This is a genomic window from Gilliamella sp. B3801, assembly GCF_026536645.1.
GTDB lineage: Bacteria > Pseudomonadota > Gammaproteobacteria > Enterobacterales > Orbaceae > Gilliamella > Gilliamella apicola_I.
The window spans coordinates 132,928-153,878 of the sequence record NZ_JAFNNR010000005.1 but is presented as its reverse complement, the minus strand read 5'-3'; the positions used below and the strand labels follow the sequence as shown (position 1 = coordinate 153,878).

At 36.2% G+C, this 20,951-nt stretch carries 13 protein-coding genes; 7 read left to right on the top strand and 6 right to left on the bottom strand.

What is annotated here, in order from left to right:
- Nucleotides 1–248: 248 nt before the first annotated feature.
- From mukB to mukF, 3 genes are read right to left on the bottom strand one after another with little or no spacing between them, the layout of a single operon-like run.
- A complete protein-coding gene (mukB, locus tag J3U14_RS05985) occupies nt 249–4,667 on the bottom strand; it encodes a chromosome partition protein MukB (protein WP_267352376.1) in 4,419 nt (1,472 codons plus the stop codon).
- Nucleotides 4,668–4,669: 2 nt separating this feature from the next.
- Nucleotides 4,670–5,401: a chromosome partition protein MukE gene (mukE, locus tag J3U14_RS05980; protein WP_416380173.1), complete on the bottom strand. Its 732-nt coding sequence runs from the start codon at nt 5,399–5,401 to the stop codon at nt 4,670–4,672.
- Between the two features lie 43 nt (nt 5,402–5,444).
- The gene (gene mukF / locus J3U14_RS05975; RefSeq protein WP_267352378.1) at nt 5,445–6,767 is read right to left on the bottom strand and encodes a chromosome partition protein MukF; all 1,323 of its coding nucleotides are present in this window, start codon (nt 6,765–6,767) and stop codon (nt 5,445–5,447) included.
- Between the two features lie 379 nt (nt 6,768–7,146).
- Between mukF and J3U14_RS05970 the strand changes: the two genes are divergently transcribed.
- Entirely contained in the window at nt 7,147–7,872 is a 726-nt protein-coding gene (locus tag J3U14_RS05970; RefSeq protein WP_267352379.1) for a DUF4198 domain-containing protein, read from the top strand.
- 47 nt (nt 7,873–7,919) lie between these two features.
- Here the strand turns inward: J3U14_RS05970 and J3U14_RS05965 are convergent, their stop codons facing one another.
- A complete protein-coding gene (locus tag J3U14_RS05965; RefSeq protein WP_267352380.1) occupies nt 7,920–9,308 on the bottom strand; it encodes an MFS transporter in 1,389 nt (462 codons plus the stop codon).
- Nucleotides 9,309–9,883: 575 nt separating this feature from the next.
- Here J3U14_RS05965 and pntA point away from each other — a divergent pair.
- Together pntA and pntB are read left to right on the top strand one after the other, a co-directional pair.
- Complete coding sequence (pntA, locus tag J3U14_RS05960; RefSeq protein WP_267352381.1) at nt 9,884–11,416, top strand: Re/Si-specific NAD(P)(+) transhydrogenase subunit alpha; 1,533 nt, start codon at nt 9,884–9,886, stop codon at nt 11,414–11,416.
- Between the two features lie 15 nt (nt 11,417–11,431).
- The gene (gene pntB / locus J3U14_RS05955) at nt 11,432–12,832 is read left to right on the top strand and encodes a Re/Si-specific NAD(P)(+) transhydrogenase subunit beta (protein WP_267352382.1); all 1,401 of its coding nucleotides are present in this window, start codon (nt 11,432–11,434) and stop codon (nt 12,830–12,832) included.
- A gap of 91 nt (nt 12,833–12,923) precedes the next feature.
- Here the strand turns inward: pntB and fabR are convergent, their stop codons facing one another.
- Nucleotides 12,924–13,568, bottom strand: coding sequence for an HTH-type transcriptional repressor FabR (gene fabR, locus J3U14_RS05950; RefSeq protein ID WP_267352383.1), 645 nt, complete (start codon nt 13,566–13,568; stop codon nt 12,924–12,926).
- A gap of 45 nt (nt 13,569–13,613) precedes the next feature.
- Nucleotides 13,614–14,540: a DNA-binding transcriptional regulator OxyR gene (gene oxyR, locus J3U14_RS05945; protein ID WP_267352384.1), complete on the bottom strand. Its 927-nt coding sequence runs from the start codon at nt 14,538–14,540 to the stop codon at nt 13,614–13,616.
- Between the two features lie 462 nt (nt 14,541–15,002).
- On the opposite strand from oxyR, the gene pcnB reads away from it, so the two are divergent.
- The 4 genes from pcnB (at nt 15,003) to rsmA (ending at nt 20,947) form a co-directional block, all read left to right on the top strand.
- Nucleotides 15,003–16,337, top strand: a complete 1,335-nt coding sequence (gene pcnB / locus J3U14_RS05940) for a polynucleotide adenylyltransferase PcnB (protein ID WP_411589972.1) — start codon at nt 15,003–15,005, stop codon at nt 16,335–16,337.
- Nucleotides 16,338–16,411: 74 nt separating this feature from the next.
- The gene (lptD, locus tag J3U14_RS05935) at nt 16,412–18,769 is read left to right on the top strand and encodes an LPS assembly protein LptD (RefSeq protein WP_267352386.1); all 2,358 of its coding nucleotides are present in this window, start codon (nt 16,412–16,414) and stop codon (nt 18,767–18,769) included.
- A 74-nt stretch (nt 18,770–18,843) separates the two neighbouring features.
- Complete coding sequence (surA, locus tag J3U14_RS05930; RefSeq protein ID WP_267352387.1) at nt 18,844–20,157, top strand: peptidylprolyl isomerase SurA; 1,314 nt, start codon at nt 18,844–18,846, stop codon at nt 20,155–20,157.
- Nucleotides 20,150–20,947, top strand: coding sequence for a 16S rRNA (adenine(1518)-N(6)/adenine(1519)-N(6))-dimethyltransferase RsmA (gene rsmA / locus J3U14_RS05925; RefSeq protein ID WP_267352388.1), 798 nt, complete (start codon nt 20,150–20,152; stop codon nt 20,945–20,947). The genes surA and rsmA overlap by 8 nt, the downstream gene beginning before the upstream one ends.
- The last annotated feature ends 4 nt before the right edge of the window (nt 20,948–20,951 follow it).

The following is a 20,951-nucleotide window of genomic DNA, read 5'->3' as shown; positions in this document are numbered from 1 at the left end:
AGAATAACAAGGTAATCTTCATTTAAAATAATTTTTTATTTTTCATCACAATTAATTAAATTTTTAGCATTCTATAGTTGTAGTTTCAAAAATGAAGGTAAAGCACTCTTCTGGATATTGTTAACCCGTACCTAGTCAATTTTGATATTCTTTTTATTAAAAGCTAATTGAGGAATTTAATATCAGACAATAACCTCTTTATCGACTTTCATCAATAAAGAGGTGGTATAAATCAATCCAGTATTCCGTTATGCAAAGCCTTTTAATCCAACCACATGAACATGTTCTTGATTGTTAATCACTTTACGTACCAGTTTGTAGGTTGTACCTTTTTCTGGACTAATGTTTTCAGGTGCAGCAATAATAAGCTGCATTTCTAACCGTTCACAAAGTTCAAAGAGTGTGGCAATAGATTTGGCATCAAGTCGAGCGGCTTCATCCAAGAATAATAAACGACATGGCGAGATATCTTTATTACGTAAGCGTTTGGATTCTTCTTCCCAACTTTGAATAACCATTAATAGTATTGACATACCGGTACCGATTGCTTCACCGGTTGATAATGCACCACTTTCAGCACGTAACCAACCATCTGCCCCTCGATTAACTTCAACATCCATTTCTAGATAGTTGCGGTAATCAAGTAATTCTTCACCAATATTTTGTGCGGTTCGTTGTCCCATATCGATATGAGGATTTAAACGTTGATAAAGTTTTGCTAACGCTTCAGAGAAGGTTATGCGGTTATTGCTGAAGAGATCTTGATGCTCGTTCTGGTCATCTGCTAATGCCGCTAACAGTGATGAGTGAGCTTCACGAATCGTGACATTTAATCGTACGCCATTCACCTGTCCAAATGCCACCGCTTGTAAACCTTGGTTAAGCATACGAATACGGTTTTGTTCACGCTGAATAGTTTTACGGATAATATTTGCTACACTTTTTGAGCTGATCGCTAACTGTTGCTCACGTGAAGTTAATTCTTCGGTCAAGCGTGATAATTCAATTTCCATTTGTTCAATGGCTTCAATTGGGTCATCCGTTTTGACGATATCTTGGCGAATTCGCTCGCGAAGATGTTTATAAACGGCAATATAAAATTGAATTTTGCGTTCTGGTCGTTTTGGATCTTCGGATAGTCTTAATACATCACGTAAGTGCTCGTTGTCATTGACCGCTAAACGTAATGAACCTAACGCTTTATCCGACATTGAACGTAGTTCATCTGCACTTAAATAAGCCAGCTCACGACGATGTAATCGGCGTTCAACGCTGTTTTCTTTAACTAGACGTAATACTAAGCACCACCCTGCTTTAGCTTCAACAACTTGTTCTCTAAGCTGTTTATAATCCCGCAGTGTTTGTGCTAGTCGTTTTTGCATTTGCGTCATTTCGCTTTCACACATAATGAGCTGCTTTTCAAGCGACGTACAATGTTGGCGATTACTATTTAGTTTTTGATGAATTTCATCACGACGAGCTCGAGCACGCTCTTCAGTGATCGCATCCGCTTTCACACCAATTTGATCTATTTCTTTATGCAGTTCATTAAGCATATCTCTTTTAGTTTCAAAGGCGCTTTTTAGTGAAGCTAACGTTTGATTATATTGATTATACTTATCTTGATATTGCTGCATTTGACTGCGTGCTTCAGTTCTTTGTGCTTCAACAATTTCTAATCGAGCGCGCAATTTTTCGTTCAAATCAGTATTTTCATTCAACATTCCAGCTGAATCTTCGTAACTAAAGTGAGCTCGGCGTTGCATCACTTCCGTAAGTGCAAAAACTTGCTGGCGAATAGTGTGTTGCTGGGCTTTAACGATGTTGTATTGTTCACGTAATGCTTCGTTTTGCTCAGGATCACTTTGTAATACAGCAACTAACGGTTCAAGCTCAGAAACGGTATGGCGATGACGGCTGACGTATTGCGCCGCATCTTGTGCTTCAGCAACCTGTTCACGCAATTCATCTACTCTATCCGCTAAATCATCATCAGCCAGTAAATGCATTTGAGCAACTAATCGGTTTACTGTCACTAATTGCTCTTTACAATTGGCAACTTGCTGTTGATTTTGTTTATCAATCGATTCTTGTGATGTCAATTGACGTTCAATTTCATTGCGTCTTGTCGCTAATTTTTGCGCTTCAGCTTCGGGATCGATATCAAAGGCAACCGATAAATATTCACCAATAAATTGACCAACATTTTGTTCAATACGTTGTAATTTTTGTAAATCAAATGAGAGGTTAGCATAACGTTCATGCAGTTCATCTCGCTCTAATGATAGTTTTTCAAGATGAATTTCACGTGCTGCTCGCCCAAATAACGGAACTTTTGGAAAACTGGAGAAGCGCCATTGGCGTTCACCTGTTTTAACTAATACAGCCTTATTCATCTCTTCACAATCAAAAACACTATCATCAAATGAGGATGGATCACCTTCAATAAAATAGATATCTTCTGGATAATCTTCTTCACTGGTGGTCAGATTTTCAAGTTGTGCTTTAACTTGCGACAAATCCGGCACCACAATTGCTTGACGTGATGGACCATATAAGGCTGAGAAATAAGGTGCATCATCAATGGTGACATCTTCATAAATTTCAGAAAGTAATACACCATTAAATCGCTCAGCTAATGCCGATAAACGACCATCATCAACCCCACTTGGTTGATTAAGTTGTTCAATTTGAGTTTCTAATTGATTTCGTTTGAACGTTATCTGATCGCGTTCTGTAACTAATGCACGTTCTTGTTCAAGCAGCTGTTGCATATGTTGCGTAACAGCTTGACTGTGGGTAAAGCTTTGTCCAGTTTGCTCTTGTAGGGCAATTAAGGCATCTTGTGCTTTTATCCACATTGGTGCTTTTTGTCGATAATCCGCTATTTTGGATTGAATTTGTTCAAGTTCTTGTCTGAATTCGATTCGTTTTTCACTTGATTCATTGGCCAATATTGCGTTTTCATCAAGTTGTATTTCAAGTTCTTGTTTTAACTCGTCAAGTTGATCATATTCAATTTGGCGACCAATACGTTTACAGAATTGGGTTAATAGTGATTCGGCTTCTTTTTGTTCAAAAAAGCGTTGTTCTAATTCATCAAGTTGGAGTTGTAAATGTTCAGCTTGTTCAGCTTGATAACATTGTGACGGCCATTGTCTTAATGCTTCTTTCGCTGCACGCCAAGCATCACTACGAACAACATCGCCAACTAATTTCACCACTAATTGATATGCCCGATCAAATTGATTTATCGCCGCATCAGAAACACTGAGTCTTTGCTCCATTTCAAGCACTTGATCAGTTATTTCTTTTTGTTTTTCTTCAAAAACTTCAAAATGATTTTCGATATTACTTATGCCTAATTTGGGTAATTGACATAAAGATTGAGCATTTTTTAGTGCTTGCAGCGCTTGTTGATATTGAATTGCACGAGTTTGTTGTACATCAAGTGCTTGTTGATAATCCGCTAATTGCGTTTTGATTTCATCAACTTCGTGTTCGGTGTGTTCCACTTGATCTCGATAGGTTTGATACTGTTCATTCGCTTCAAGTACAACTTCATTTTGCTCTTCAAGTTTTAAATTGAGATCATCTAAATCAGCTTGATAACGGTCAATTTTTTCTTGTTGGCGTAGCGCTGTTTGCGCTAAATTAAGGTGATCATTGGCTGCTTGTAAGTCGGTTTCTAAGTCACTTTGTGCATCTTGGAACTCTTTAAGTTCTTTTGCCATTTCAACTTGGCGGAACTGGTTACTAATGAGCAAATCTTGTGTTTTGAACATATCACGACGTAAACCCAGCACCGATTCAATATGTACACGACGCTCGTTAGCATGACGCATATAATCCGCAGCCACGTAATCGGTTGATTCAGTGATAAGATGTTTAAATAGGTCCCGGTCAGATTGAGTCACCCGAATAGCTTCTAGTGTCATTCGGTTTTCACGAAGTGCCGCTTCCATATCCTGAAACGCTTTACGTACACCACTATTTTCAGGAAGTAAGTAATCACGAAGTGAGCGAGTAATCGCACTTGAAATACCACCATATAGTGACGCTTCAATCAACCGGTAATATTTACTACGATCGGATGAGGAACGTAAGCGCTTAGGTAATACACCAAAGTCAAACATAACCGAATGATAATCGGTAATTGAATTAAATTGCTTAAAGATAACGCCTTCTATTGTTTCGACTTTATCTTTTAATTCGGGCAAGGATAAAATTCTAGCTTGTTTATCATTTAAACGTTCGGTTACCAGTTCAGTTGGGCTAATGCCAACAGGCAAACCTTGTAATAGAAAAGGTTTGATGTCGACTTTTTTATCACGCCCAGCCACCTGCTGTAATCGAACACCACATATAATTCGCTGATTACGTGAATTAATGACATCAAGCATGGAATAACAAACGCCAGGTTTTAATTTACCATGTAAACCTTTATCACGTGATCCTGATGTTGCACCGGCTTCAGTAGTGTTTCGAAAGTGTAATAGTGTTAAATCAGGAATTAATGCGGTCACAAACGCCGCCATGGTTGTGGATTTACCTGCCCCATTCCCGCCTGAAAGCGTGGTGACAAGTTGATCTAATTCAAATGTTCTGGCAAAAAAACCATTCCAGTTTATTAGGGTTAATGAGTGAAACTTACCGTGTCCAATCATAATTATTCAATCTCCTCATTAACATCTTCTTCTTGTTCTTCGTTATTATCATCGTCTAGGATAAGCGATGACTCGATTTTGATTGCTTCACCGTCTCGAATTAAACGTAATTGTGCTTCTTGTGCATCATCACTACTGCGCACATCGGCCCCAAAACGGAAGATAGATTCGTTGATACGAAAACGGCTACTGTCATTACCCACAATAAAAAATATCATGCCTAAACGACGTAATCGATTAAGTGCCGTTTTGACTTTATCAAATAGCTTTTGCCGATCCAAATCTGATCCAGTCGACCGTTGATTAACTAATTTAAGTAATTTACTTTCATCTGCTAATGACACAAGCTCATCAAAAAGTTCTTGTAAGGTAAAAATACCTTCATGCGCTAGCCGTTCAGGACTTAAATATAAGTAACAAAGAACTTTACCAACTAACATATCAAGTTCTGATAACACCGAACGAGGGATTAATGTTGTTGAACGAGGACGAAGGTAGAAAAAGCCTTCTGGTGCACGAATTAATTCGACGTTATAACGTTGATAAAATTGTTCCAGTTCAAGTTGAAAATCCATTAAAAAGGCGTGATTATCTAGTTCATCTATACCGATATGGCGTCCGGAACGCAATAAACTATCAAGCTCAGGAAAAAGGGGATTGGCAATTGCCTGTGCTAATTTAACGGGCATATATTTATCGATAGATGCTTGGGAACTTGCCGCAACGCGCCCCATAACTTCATCAAGATGATGAGCTGTTTGTTCTAATTCTAAATCTTTAGTATCTGTTGATGACATGTGCTTGTACCTTAGCTCCATAATCGTTAATAGGTTTCCATTCGGCTGGGATACCGAGTAAATCATTTTCGGCAATCCCTAAACGAATAGCCTGATCGATAAATAATCTTGCAATATCAAAATGTTGTTCCCGTGGGAACTGTGCTAGATAACTATGAATAGCGATACTCATATCCAGTGGTTTATTTTCTTGTTTGAAGACCAATAAATTTTGTTCGATATGGGCAATAATGTGTTCTTGAATCTCTTCAATCATTTCAAATTCAAGTTCTGACGGTAATTCACCTGTTACTTCTGCTTCATGTAGTGCAAGTTCTTCATCACGCATATCAAGTAGGCGATCAGCATTGGCAAAAATAAGTGACCATGGTAAATCGAAATAGCCTTGTATTGATTTACGTAATCGCTGTGAAAAGACTCTATTTTTATCTAAATCAATAGCGGTACGGATAAATTTATGAACATGGCGATCATAACCAATCCAAAGATCAATCGCCTTTTGTCCCCAGCCAATAATACGATCAAGTTTGCCTTGTAAATCCATAACCACATTATTGATTTTATCAAGTTCAGGATTATCCATGGTTGCATCTTGAATCAAGAGCAGACTTGCTTGGAGTTTATCGCCTGCAGCGGCGAGTGTATCTTGCAATTCTCGTAATGTTTGTGACGTTTCAGTGAGTAAGCCTTCACAACTACTAATTGCTGCTTGCCAATCTTGGCTCAATAATGCCGAAATATTTTGTTTTACATCCGCTTGTTGCTCATCCATTACCCGTTGGGTAATATCAATACTATCAAAAATCTCTGCAACGGAGTATTTCAAGGGTGCAAAAACGTTACGATGCCAGTGAAGATCATCACCACCTTCTAGTGCTGCATCTGCTGCACGTTTTAGCTCTTGAGCAACAATAGAAAGCTGAATTGATAAACGTAACGTAGAAAATTCTCGTTGACGAATATAGTAATCCGAAATGCCAATTCCCAAAGGCGTCAAACGATAAATTGAATAACCATCAGTCATTTCGCTAGCAAAACGCGTAATTAATCGCTGGCGTACTAAATCATTAATGGCATTATTTGCTCGAACAGCAATGGTATCTTCACTCTGTTCAAAAATTTGTGATACATGCCTGAAAGCATCAATTAATTCAGATTCAGTCATTTCACCATCAAAGCGTTCGCTATTTAAGACGGCTATCGCCAATAAAAAAGCGAGCCGTTCAACTGGCAAATTAATTGAAAAATCATTTTTTTTTGCCCAAGAGACCAGTTCTGGCACTGATTGGGAAAAATCCATCATAGTGGTTCCTTAATAATAGATGCTCAATTGTTGAATGCGCCCTAAATATAAATGAGTAAGACAATATATTGCGTTAAGGACAAAATACTTTTGATTATATAACAAATTGTAATAGTTAAAAATAGCAAGTTTAAGATTTGTTATTCATAATATGTTTTTATATATCAAAAAAATAAAAACACAATTTGGTTATTTATATTCAAGAATTGTAATGCAATTATTTTATTACTAAAGCGATCAAAAACGAACAAAACATATTTTATATTTAATTATCATATTAAACATTTTTTGATGATCAATAATTACACAAATAGCATTGACTTTTTTTATATCGATATGATAATGATTATCATTTTCATAAAATATAAGGATTTTTATCATGCGTAAATTATTTGTACTCATCTTATCAGGAAGTGTTACTTGTATGATATCACAATCGCTTTCTGCTCATGGTATTTGGATCGCTAATCGGGTTGATCAAAAGCAAATCGTTTTAGGTGAAGGTCCGTTAGATAATGGTTATCAAACGGAATATGTAAAAAAGATTCATGCTTATAACGGTAATTGGACTTCTTTACCGATTAATCAAAAAAAACATCAAAATTATGTGACCGTTGAACCGACAGAAAATACCGCTGTTGTAACCGTTAGTTTTGATTATGGTTATTGGACTAAAAATGCACAGGGTAAATATGTTAATCTTCCGATGAATAAAGTAGAAGGAGCGAGTAAAGGAACCCATGCCATTAAATACAGTGTCAATTATTTATCATCCGTCAACGCACCTAAACGGGTTGAAGATATTCCGTTACAAATAGTACCAGCAGTTGATCCAACCCAATTAAAACGCGGTGATAATTTACTTGTAACGGTCTATAAAAATAATCAGCCATTAACAAATACTGCTGTTATTATCGATGTCGTTAATAATTTAGATAAAACGATTACAACTGATGATAAAGGTCAAGCGACCATTACTATTCCTAATCAAGGCTTAAACGTAGTAGGTGTCGAAATAGGTTTTCCCCTAAAAGATAGCCAACTTGCGACTCAAGAAAAATTTTTTACAACATTAGTTTTTACACTCATGCCAGAAGAAGATTAATTTAAACAATAAAAACGGGATTAAAAAATCCCGTTTTTATCTTGATTTTATACTTCAGCTTCGACAGGTCGAGGAATAAAGAAACTACAAACTAAGGCTAAAATTGTAATGATTAATCCTAATAACATTCCATTAAAATAACCCTTAACGGTATAACCACTTATCATTTGTACAGCAGGCAATAAAGCAAAACTTAATCCTGCACCTAAATTAAAAGCCCCTGCATTCATGCCTGGCAGAAAACCTAAGTTTTCTTTAGGCGATAAGACTATACCAAGACCATTTAAAATGATATTCGCCATTCCTGCATAAAAAATACCTAATGCAATAACACCAATAATTAATATCGGTAGTGAATCAATCCCGTAGAACATGATCATTAATTGACTAATGACACATCCTATTAAACCTAATTTAAGTACCTTATTGTAACCTAAACTTGGCGCCAAACGTCCAGAAAATGGCCCTATCAACCACCCAATTAAGGCATAAGGTGTTAACAAAATAAGTGAAGCCCAATCAGCTTCTAAACCAAATCCGATTTCAGGATTTTGCGCTAATGACATCACTAACCCATTAACGACGGCAAAAATCCCTGTCATAGTTAATAAAGTGGTTAACAATATTGCCCAAGTTGCTCTGGTTTTTAAATGTACTATCGTTACTAATGGTTGTTTACTGGTTTTTTCTGTTTTCCAAAATAGAATAAAACAGATACCAGCAAAAATAGTTAATCCTATGACTTTAAACCAGTTGGCAAGGGCTAAATTCCCTGCTTCATTTAGCGCTAGTAACAATGCAGCAACGGTAAGCACAATGAACAGCACGCCTAACCAATCCATTTTGGTTCCTTCAGAAGGTTTAGACTCAGGTGCATAACGATGAACAAAATAGGTAGATAGCGCTGCGGCAATCGCAATGACCCAAAACACCGAACGAAAACCGCAATAAGTTGCAAGCAGACCGCCGGCAATTGCATCTATGCCAGCAATACCGCCATTTACAGCGGTCACTATGCCCATTAACATGCCATATTTTTTGACATCTTTAACTTCATGACTGAGCATCAGTAAACAAAGTGGAACGACTGGCCCTGATACACCTTGAATAATTCGCGCAATATATAATACAACGATATTCGGGGCAACCGCTGCAAGCACCGTACCTAATGTCATAATAAACAACATAATCGTTAAGACTTTTTTACGACCTTTTATATCACTTAAACGGGGTAAAAATAATGAAAACAGTGCAGCAGAGGTGAAAAAAGCGGTTTGGGATAATCCGACTTGAGCGTCGTTAGAACCTAATTCTTTAGCAATAGTGACTAATACTGGGCTTAACATACTCGCATTGAGTTGAAATGCTACACAAGCAGCAAGCAATGCAAACATTAATGTTAGCATACTATTTTTTTTCTGGCTTAATTCGGCCATATTTTACCTCGTTAATACTTATTATTGGACAATACTTGGTTTTACCATAACCTCAACAGCAAATTACAGGGCTATTAATTGTTACGTATAAATCAAAACAACACTGTTTTGTGTTTATAAGACTGACACTAAAAATCCCAACGATTTAATATCAATTGGGATAGGTTGACGTTTTATCTCGCCAGCATTATTTACCGATTTTTCCATAAATCTTTTTAATTGAACTATTTTGATTGAATGTTCTGATAAATTCCAAGTTTTATACGATGAATCACAAGCCAACTAAACCTGTTTTCTTTCTAATAAATGCAAAGCTATCAGTAGAAGGAATGATCAATTTTAGGTAAACTAACACATCTATTTCTTCCTTAATTAGTTCACTATCAAAAAGATTTAATCACATTGGTTGCAGGGTAAATATTTTAATTTTAATTCACAGATTTAAAATCCAATTATTATTAAATTTAATATTAATATTTCGATAATAAAAAATAAATTCCCTACTCGCACCGTCGCTAATTTATGCTAAAATCGAGAAACATTTACAAGCTCACTTAACATAAGGACGTAACGCAATGCATATCGGTATACCTAAAGAACGGTTAGCCAATGAAGCAAGAGTTGCTGCTACACCACAAACTGTTGGACAACTGTTAAAACTTGGTTTTACAGTTTCAGTTGAACAAGGTGCTGGACATGCTGCTCATTTCGAAGACCAAGCTTTCATTGATGCTGGAGCCACAATTCAAAATACTCAAGATATTTGGCAAAATGACTTAATTCTTAAATTTCACGCACCAACTGATGAAGAAATCACGTTGATGAAAGAAGGATCAACTCTCATTAGCTATATTTATCCTGCTCAGCATAAAGAGTTATTGGAAAAACTTGCTGCCAAAAACATAACAGTCATGGCAATGGATTGTGTGCCACGTATTTCACGAGCACAATCACTTGATGCATTAAGTTCAATGTCTAACATCGCTGGTTATCGTTCAGTTATTGAAGCGGCAAATCAATTTGGTCGTTTTTTTACTGGTCAAGTTACCGCTGCAGGTAAAGTCCCACCAGCAAAAGTTTTAGTCATTGGTGCCGGTGTTGCCGGTCTTGCTGCAATCGGTGCAGCGGTGAGTTTAGGTGCAATTGTTCGGGCATTTGATACTCGCCCTGAAGTTGCCGAACAAATTAATAGTATGGGCGCTGATTTTTTAGAATTAGATTTTGAAGAAGAAGCCGGTTCAGGCGACGGCTATGCAAAACAAATGTCAGCAGCTTTTATTGAAGCTGAAATGGCTTTATTTGCTGAACAAGCCAAAGAAGTGGATATCATCATCACAACCGCTCTTATCCCCGGTAAACCTGCTCCGAAGTTGATTTCTAAAGAAATGGTAGAGTCAATGAAACCAGGTAGTGTGATTGTAGATTTAGCGGCACTAACAGGTGGTAACTGCGAATTAACCAAACCAGGTAAAGTTTTTGAAACCAATAATAACGTTAAAATCGTTGGTTATACTGATTTAGCTAATCGTATGCCTGCACAAGCCTCACAGCTTTATGGTACGAATATTGTTAATTTACTAAAATTGCTTGCTAAAGAGAAAGACGGCAATATTGATATCAACTTTGATGATGTTGTTATTCGTGGTGTGACAGTGGTTAAAGATAAAGAAATCACTTGGCCTGCACCACCAATACAAGTGTCGGCTCAACCGCAACAAAAAGCGACAACGCCTGTTGTAAAACCCGAACCGAAACAAATGGCACCACAAAAAAAATTTGGAATTCTGGCTCTGTTAATCATCGCCTATTTTTGGATTGCTAATTCAGTTCCGGAAAGCTTTTTAGGGCATTTTACTGTTTTTGCCTTATCCTGTGTTGTGGGTTATTACGTTGTTTGGAATGTCACCCACTCTTTACATACACCACTTATGTCTGTAACAAATGCGATTTCAGGCATTATTTTAGTCGGTGCCATATTGCAAATTGGTGATGATAATGGTTTAACGACTGCCATTGCCTTTGTAGCTATTTTGATTGCTAGCATCAATATTTTTGGTGGATTCTTTGTTACTCAAAGAATGCTAAAAATGTTCCAACGTGGCAAATAGAGGGGAGTATCAATAATGTTCAGTAATGGAATTATTCAAGCAGCCTATGTGATTGCTGCATTACTTTTTATATTTAGTCTACGTGGACTTTCAAATCAAGAGACAGCTAAATCTGGTAATATTTACGGTATGATCGGCATGGCTATTGCACTTATTGCTGCCGTTGCAAGTATTAAAGGTGGATTGCATTGGATCATCATTGCCATGATTCTGGGTGCTGCTATTGGTTTATACCTAGCCAAAAAAGTCGAAATGACGCAAATGCCTGAACTGGTGGCATTACTTCATAGCTTTGTTGGGATGGCAGCAGTACTTGTTGGTTTAAATAGCTTTTTAGATTTAAATAGTGCAATACTGATATACCATAGTAGTGAAATGACCGTCCATTTAGTCGAGATTTTTGTCGGTGTCTTTATTGGTGCAGTAACATTCTCAGGTTCTATTGTCGCATTTGGCAAACTTAATGGACGCATTAGCTCAAAACCGTTATCTATTCCAAATAAACATTATTGGAATTTAGCTGCAATTGTTGTCTCAATCATTTTAATGTTTACGTTCATTGAGCTAAAAACAGGCGCTGGCGCACTGGTCTGCTTACTTGCCATGACCATTATTGCATTCGTATTTGGCTTCCACCTTGTTGCATCTATCGGTGGTGCAGATATGCCTGTGGTTATTTCGATGTTAAACTCGTATTCAGGTTGGGCTGCCGCCGCTGCCGGATTTATGCTAAGTAATGATTTATTAATTGTTACCGGCGCATTAGTTGGTTCTTCAGGCGCCATTCTTTCTTATATTATGTGTAAAGCAATGAATCGCTCTTTCATTAGCGTTATTGCAGGCGGTTTTGGTACTGACGGTAGCTCAGCTAACACTACTGATGAAGAACAAGGTGAATATCGTGAAATGCAACCTGCTGAAGTTGCACAAACGTTAAAAGAAGCGCGTTCTGTCATTATTGTACCAGGTTATGGTATGGCGGTTGCGCAAGCACAAGGCGCTGTCAGTAATATTACAGAAAAACTACGTGGTATGGGAATTGAAGTAAGATTCGGGATTCACCCCGTTGCAGGACGTTTACCAGGTCACATGAATGTATTATTAGCAGAAGCTAAAGTCCCTTATGATATCGTACTAGAAATGGACGAAATCAATGATGATTTTCCTGATACAGATGTTGTTTGGGTCATTGGTGCAAATGATACGGTTAACCCTGCGGCAGAAGAAGATCCAAATAGCCCTATCGCAGGCATGCCTGTACTTGAAGTTTGGAAAGCGAAAACGGTGATTATTTCTAAACGTTCAATGAATACGGGTTATGCAGGCGTACAAAACCCACTATTTTTTAAAGAAAATAGCTATATGTTATTTGGCGATGCGAAAGATAGTGTTGAAAAAGTATTACAGAATCTGTAATGATTATTGATTAAATCATTTTATTTAACTGCGGTTTAAACCGCAGTTTTTTTATAACCAAATTATAGGTTTTATTAAATAAAAAATTAAATTAGCGATTTTCGAGTTTAATTTGTTCTTTATGATAAAGATAATAGGCGCCACGTGAAACCATACGAAGTTGAAATATCAGATCTTCGATGAGTTCCTGACGTTGAACGATATCAAAATCAATTGCTTCCGCACCCGCATTAAATGCAATGGTTACCATTGCCTCTGCTTGAGCTTCATTATAGTAATGGGGCATGTTATTGGCATTATCAAGATAATCAACCAGTTCAACAATAAAATGTTGTATTTCGCGAGCGATAGCGGAGCGAAAAGCTGATGAGGTTCCGGCTTTTTCACGTAGTAATAATAAAAAAACTTTCGGATTTTTATCAATAAACTCAATGAAAGTTGTGACAGAGGTGCGTAAGACACTGCCTCCTTTCTCAATACGTTTTCGAGCTTGACGTAATAATTGACGAAGTGTTAGACCACTTTCGTCAACCATTGCTAAACCTAACTCATCCATATCTCGAAAATGACGGTAAAAAGAGGTCGCTGCAATACCTGCTTCACGTGCAACTTCACGCAAACTTAAACTTGCAAAACCTTGCTCTGCGTTAAGTTGATTAAATGCTGCATCGATTAAGCTACGGCGTGTTTTTTCTTTTTGTTTTGCACGCACGCCACCTGATTTGCTATTTTTCATTTTTATTTTTAATAACTTTAAATAAATTGATTTGTTCTAAAATAATTATTTCGCCACGTTAATTAATTTTTCTTTTTCAGCAAATACTTTTGGCATATGATCACGAATTGTTTTAGCAATGGTTTCATAACGAGACCGTAATGGTGAACCTGGTCGATAAATCAGCTCAATACTTCGTGAAGGAACAGGATCAGTACAAGGGATATAACAAATATTATCACGAGTTCGCTCGTTTGGCGCGGCTAACTCAGGAAATAAAGTAATTCCACGACCGGCTGAAATCATACTGCGTAAAGTCTCAAGACTTGTTGCTTTAAATTGCTTGTCTTCGTCGATTCCAACTTGGAAACAATAACCCATAGCGTGTTCACGTAGACAGTGTCCGTCTTCTAACATGAGGAATTTTTGCCCTTTCAAATCTGAAAGTTTGATGGTTTTTTGATTAGCTAAATCGCTATTTGTAGGTACAGCTAAGAACATTGGTTCATCAAATAAAGGTAACTCAATAAATTGCGCTGTCTCTTTAACTTGAGCAACAATCGCACAATCAAGTTTACCACTTTCAAGTTGTGCAACAATATTGGCCGTTTGAGCTTCGTGCAAATAAAGTTCTAATTGAGGAAAAGATTCATGTAAAACCGTGATGACATGAGGCAATAAATAAGGTGCAATGGTGGGAATTAATCCAATATGCATTGGCCCTGACATCTCTTCACCTTGGCGGCTTGCCATCTCTTTCAAAATTTGGATATTACGTAATATCTCTTTGGCTTGTTCTACAAGCATCATGCCAGTTTGAGTAAATAAAACCTTGCGACTAGTGCGTTCTAACAACATTACGCCAAGTTCATCTTCCAATTTTCTGATCTGTCCACTTAAGGTTGGTTGACTTACATTACAAGCATCAGCTGCTTTACGAAAATGCCGGAATTCAGCTAAAGAAACAAAATATTCTAAATCACGAATATTCATAATGCCCCCGATAAGTTATCAGTTAATAGTATATACTCAAGTGATTTTGGGAACTTAATTGCAGTATAAAAATTAACGGTAAAAATGTCTTGTAATCATGTTTTAACGTTGTGTCTGTTGCTGGAAATTATTGTTTCCCTACAATTAACTCAAAAAAATTCAAGTATAAGTTTAAATAATTATAATCAGTTCCATGATATTACATAGATACAAACGAAATTAAATAAGTCGTTTTGATTGAACGATATTACTATATTGTACTATATAAATAAATGTTATTTTTGATAATTGTATTTAAAAAAATCAGATAGAAAAATCATTGACTGTTTTACGACGACTTATTCAAGGAGTTTAATGATTACTTAATAGTTATTGGTTTGAGCCGTGGAAAGTTAAATTCAATTAGGCTATAATTCGGCATTATATTTGGTTTACAATTTATAACAAATTTTGAGGTGCGCTATTTTTAAACAAGTTTCCCGCTTTTATCGTAAAATGTTTTGCCATGATAAACACCCTGAATCACATTATGTGTCCATTCCTCGTAATGAACATAATATCTCTCGCAAAGAGATAAGTGAAAATGCGCTTAAAGTACTTCATCGATTAAATAAACAAGGGTATGAGGCTTATTTAGTTGGAGGGTGTATTCGGGATCTTCTTTTAGGCAAAAAGCCAAAAGACTTTGATATTACAACCAATGCGACACCAGAACAAATACAAAAGATTTTCCGTAATTGCCGTTTAGTTGGCAGACGTTTTAGACTTGCCCATATTATGTTTGGTAAAGAAATTATTGAAGTGGCAACTTTCCGTGGTGAACATGATAATCAATTGGATCAAACCAATATGTCTAGACGTTCGCAATCCGGAATGTTATTACGCGATAATGTGTACGGAACCATAGAGCAAGATGCTATCCGTCGGGATTTCACCATAAATGCACTGTATTACAGTTTAAAAGACTTTAGCTTACGTGATTATTGTGGCGGTATTGCAGATTTACAAAAAGGTCTAATTCGCTTAATCGGCGATCCTCAAGTACGCTACCGAGAAGATCCGGTCAGGATGTTAAGAACGGTACGCTTTGCCGCTAAATTGGATATGGAAATTGAAGCACAAACAGCAAAACCCATTAAGCACCTAGCACCATTATTGAAAAATATTCCAGCTGCTCGACTTTTTGATGAGTCGCTCAAACTTTTACAAACGGGAAATGGTTACGCAACTTATAAATTATTAAAAGAATATCATCTTTTTGAACAACTTTTTCCAGCTATTAACCGATTGTTCACAAATAATCAAAATAGCTTTTTAGAAAAAATCATTGAGCAAGTTCTTAAAAATACCGATTATCGCATTGCTAATAATAAAAGGGTTAATCCGGCATTTTTGTTTGCTGCATTTTTTTGGTACCCAATTATTGAGCAAACACAATTGACTTGTATTGAAGGTGGTTTGCAATTTCACGACGCTTTTTCTGTTGCTATTAACGATGTTCTTGCTGAACAATGTAAAGTGCTCGCCATCCCTCGACGGTTAACCTCTATTATGGGCGATATATGGCGTTTACAGCTACGCATGAAGAAAAGAGAAGGCAAGCGAGCATTTGCAATTTTAGAAAATCCTAAGTTTCGTGCTGCCTATGATCTTCTTGAAATGCGAGCATCAATTGAAAAAGGCGAATTACTTGAACTGGCTAAATGGTGGGATGAATTTCAATTTACATCGCCTGAAAAACGAGTAATCATGGTCAAACAACTCAATAAAACATTTAAACGCAAAGGAAAACGTTAATTTTTCATTCGCACTTTTATAAATAACCGTTATAATGTGTTAATTATAAAAAACATAATTAATTTTAATCATTGATGAAAAAATTAACGCCATCACTAATCACATTAACCATAGTTTTTTCCTTATATAACAATGTTTGTTACGCTATTGCTTTGCCAAAATCTGATAGCAATAACGCTCAATGTCTAAATAATGTGCCTAGATTTGATCGACCATTAGTCAATGGTAATATCAATACATTACCGGTTAATGCTGAATCAAACGAATTTGAAGCTAATTATCCAAATACAGCCACTTACAAGGGTAATGTATCAATTGAACAAGGCAATCGGGTTATAAAAGCCGATAGAGTGACAATAAACTCAGAAAATAATACCCAAACCGTCACCCTCGATGGCAGTATCAATTATCAAGATAATTTAATTCAAATGAAAGGCGATCATGCATCGATGAATCTTAATAATAACAATACTGCAATAACATCAAGTAAATACCATTTAGTAAATCGCCTTGGTCGAGGTCAAGCCGATGAAATCAAACTTGAGAATAATCGTTATGTGATCTTGAAAAATGGTAGTTTTACGTCTTGTCCTGTTGATAACAATACTTGGAGTATCAAGGGTACAACCGTAATTCATGACAACAAAGAAGAATTGCTTGAAGTTTGGAATGCGGTTTTTCGAGTGGGAAAAGTACCTGTTTTATATTCACCTTATTTACAATTACCTACCGGAAATAAACGACGCTCAGGTTTATTAATGCCGAATCTTAGCTTTAATAACAAAGATGGCGTTGATTTTTCGCTACCTATTTATTGGAATATTGCACCTAACTATGATGCAACTTTTCAACCAAGAATCCTAGTAAAAAGAGGATTTCAATTAAAAACTGAGTTCCGTTATCTTAACGAACTTGGTGCAGGTACGCTTGCCTTTGATTGGCTACAACATGACAGTCAATATAATAAAGACCGTGATAATAAAGCCAATGGTATTAATTATGATGATAATCGTCAACGCTGGTTATTCTATTGGAAAAACGATGAACTGATTAATTATAATTGGCGACTAAAAATTAATGCTACACGTGTCAGTGATAACCAATATCTTTCGGATTTAGATTCCGATTATGTTTCATCAACGGCGGGTTACCTTTCTCAACTTTATCAGTTGGGTTATAACGATGAAAATTGGGACATTACATTAAGCCAATTAAACTTTCAGACTTTCCGTACTAATTTAAAAGATAATCTTTATCAAACTCAACCTCAGTTAGATATTACCTATTACAATTATGATTTCGGACCATTTAAATTTAAAAACTATGCGCAAATCAGTCATTTTGTTAGCAAAGGGAAAAATGAACCTAAAACTTGGCGTACTCACATCGAACCAACATTAAACTATACGTTAACTAATTCTTGGTCTTCGATATCAACTGAAGCTGGTTTTATGGCCACTTATTACAATCAGGATTTACCGAGTAATAGTAACCGTTTCAAAAATCTTGATAAAAATGTCAGTCGATTTATACCCAAAATATCGGTTGATGGTAAAATTATTTTTGAACGAGATACAACCCTTATTGAGGGTTATACCCAAACATTAGAGCCACGTGTAAAATACATTTATATACCTTATAAGAAACAATCAAATATATTAAATTATGATTCGACCTTACTCCAATCAGACTATATTGGATTATTTAGGGATCAACCTTATAGCGGTCTAGACCGAATTCCATCTACTAATAAAATTTCAACCGGTATAACAACACGTTTCTATGATATAAATAAAGTTGAACGATTCAATTTTTCGATTGGGCAAACCACGTATTTTACTAAATCAAGAACCAGTGAAAACAATACCAAATTGGATAGAAACTCTGATACGGGTAGTATAACTTGGGCAGCAGACAACTTTTGGCAAATTTCAGATGAAATTGTATTTAGAGGTGGGGTGCAATATGATACTCGCCTTGATGCAATATCATTAGCCAACAGTATTTTTGAATATCGTCCTTCGAGTAATAAATTAATTCAATTATCATACCGTTATGCAAATCATAAATACATCGATACGGTTGATTTAAACTCGATTTATAATAACTATAAGCAAAATATTTCTCAAACTGGTATTATGACTACTTGGCCACTCTCTGAAACAGTTTCAGCAGTTGGATCGTATTATCATGATGTCAAAAAAGGACAAATGGTCGATGGGTTTGTTGGATTACATTACAGCGACTGTTGTTGGGGGATGACAGTGCAATATGGACGAAAACTAACTGATTGGAATATCGATACGCATAAAAGTAAATATGAAAATAAATTGTCTTTAAACTTTGAATTACAAGGATTTGGACGCCGAAGTGACGCAAAAGCAAAAATGTTAAATTACGGCAAACTTCCTTATGTCTCAGCGTTTGAATAAATTGTTCAAAAAAACATAATCAATTAATTTATTACTATAGCAATGACACTATAGCAAAAAAATGAGTTAAAAATATGAAATTATTAAAACTAATTATTGCGTTAAATTTAAGTTTAAGTATTGGTTTGCTTAATCCTTTAACAGCAAATGCTGCGCCACGCGTTATTGAGCAGGTTGCTGCTGTTGTCAATAATAACGTCATTTTAGAAAGTGATGTTCAAGAAATGCTTAAAACCATTAAAGCAAGCACAAATCCTAACAATTTACCGAATGATAAAATACTTCGTCAACAAATCATTGATCGTTTAATTGTTGAAAACTTAATATTACAAAAAGCAGCTAAAGCTAAAATTACAGTCAGTGATGATGAAGTAACTAAAGCAATAGCTCAGATTGCAAGTGAAAATGGCATGACCGTCAATCAATTACGCAGTAAGTTATCAACGATGGGAATTAGTTATTCAGCTTATCGTGAACGTATTCATAACGATATGCTAATTGATCAAACCCGTATGAATGAAGTTAGACATCGTATCAATATTTCTGACAAAGAAGTGGAAAATCTATCAAAAAGTTTGACCAAACAACTCACGAATAATTTAAGCGTAAAGATTAGTCACATTTTAATTGCTATTCCTGAGAAAGCGTCTAAACAACAAGTTGATGTTGCAACCGAAAAAGCACGGGATGTAATCAATCGAGCTAAAAAAGGCGAAAATTTTGCTAAACTGGCTGCCTCATATTCAAACGATGATCTTGCCTTAAAAGGCGGTAACATGGGGTGGCGTAAACTCAACGAGCTACCAACGATATTTGAAGAACGTTTAGTTCGTGCGCCTAAGGATAGCATCATAGGACCAATTCGTTCTGGGGTAGGATTACATATTTTAAAAGTTGATGATACTCGCACTGAAAAACCAAAAGCGATTACTGTTCAAGAAGTGGATGCTCGTCATATTTTGATTAAAACAAATGTCCTTGTTACAGACCAAATAGCTAAACAGAAATTAACAGACATTCGAAAAGCAATCGTGAGTGGTGCTACCACTTTTGAAGCAGCAGCGAAAGCGTATTCTGAAGATCCTGGTTCAGCCGATAACGGCGGTAATTTAGGTTGGAGTATGCCAGAACGTTATGATACTGGCTTTAAAAATGGATTACTTAAACTTAAAAAAGGTGAAATCAGTCAGCCTGTTCAATCTGCTTATGGTTGGCATTTAATTCAGCTACTCGATACCAGAAAGGCAGACAAAACCGAATCAGCAAAACAAGATCATGCTTATCGACTTATATTTAATCGTAAATTTGCTGAAGAATCTCAAATCTGGATTCAAGAGTTAAAAGGTGACGCATATATCAAAATCAAAGGTGTAGATGATAATGAATAATCGAGTTCACCAAGGACATTTTGCCCGTAAACGTTTTGGGCAAAACTTTTTACATGATGAATATATTATTGAAAGTATTGTTGCCGCAATTCAACCTAATAAAGATCAGGCACTTGTTGAAATTGGGCCTGGTCTTGCAGCACTAACTATACCCGTGAGTAAACTTGTTGATCACCTTACTGTCATAGAAATTGACCGTGATTTGGCGGAAAGACTAAAACAAAATCCTTTATTAACTGATAAGTTGACCGTAATTGAACAAGATGCACTTAATTATGACTTTAATATACTTGCAACTGAATTAGGTAAACCATTACGCGTGTTTGGTAATTTACCTTATAATATTTCCACACCTTTAATGTTTCACCTTTTTGAATTTGCAAATATCATCACTGATATGCATTTTATGCTACAAAAAGAGGTGGTTACACGCTTGGTCGCAGCGCCGAATAGCAAAGATTATGGTAGATTGAGTGTTATGGCACAATACTATTGCCAAATCATTCCCGTTTTAGAAGTTCCTCCGAGTGCTTTTAAACCTGCGCCTAAAGTTGATTCGGCGGTAGTTAAATTAATCCCTTATAAGCAAAAACCTTACTTAGTTAATGATGTTAAGATACTTTCTCGATTAACTACTGAAGCCTTTAACCAAAGACGTAAAACGATTCGTAATAGCTTATCCAATATGTTCTCTGTAGAACAACTCATTGAATTAGATATTGATCCAACGCTACGAGCTGAAAATTTAACTGTGCAGCAATATTGCCAGCTTGCCAACGCATGGAAATGATGTC

Coding starts and splice junctions, on each gene's coding strand:
- J3U14_RS05970 (WP_267352379.1), top strand. CDS start 7,147: ATGCGTAAATTATTTGTACTCATCTTATCAGGAAGTGTTACTTGTATG.
- mukB (WP_267352376.1), bottom strand. CDS start 4,667: ATGATTGGACACGGTAAGTTTCACTCATTAACCCTAATAAACTGGAAT.
- mukF (WP_267352378.1), bottom strand. CDS start 6,767: ATGATGGATTTTTCCCAATCAGTGCCAGAACTGGTCTCTTGGGCAAAA.
- oxyR (WP_267352384.1), bottom strand. CDS start 14,540: ATGAATATTCGTGATTTAGAATATTTTGTTTCTTTAGCTGAATTCCGG.
- surA (WP_267352387.1), top strand. CDS start 18,844: ATGAAATTATTAAAACTAATTATTGCGTTAAATTTAAGTTTAAGTATT.
- fabR (WP_267352383.1), bottom strand. CDS start 13,568: ATGAAAAATAGCAAATCAGGTGGCGTGCGTGCAAAACAAAAAGAAAAA.
- pntA (WP_267352381.1), top strand. CDS start 9,884: ATGCATATCGGTATACCTAAAGAACGGTTAGCCAATGAAGCAAGAGTT.
- rsmA (WP_267352388.1), top strand. CDS start 20,150: ATGAATAATCGAGTTCACCAAGGACATTTTGCCCGTAAACGTTTTGGG.
- pntB (WP_267352382.1), top strand. CDS start 11,432: ATGTTCAGTAATGGAATTATTCAAGCAGCCTATGTGATTGCTGCATTA.
- J3U14_RS05965 (WP_267352380.1), bottom strand. CDS start 9,308: ATGGCCGAATTAAGCCAGAAAAAAAATAGTATGCTAACATTAATGTTT.
- lptD (WP_267352386.1), top strand. CDS start 16,412: ATGAAAAAATTAACGCCATCACTAATCACATTAACCATAGTTTTTTCC.
- mukE (WP_416380173.1), bottom strand. CDS start 5,401: ATGGGGCGCGTTGCGGCAAGTTCCCAAGCATCTATCGATAAATATATG.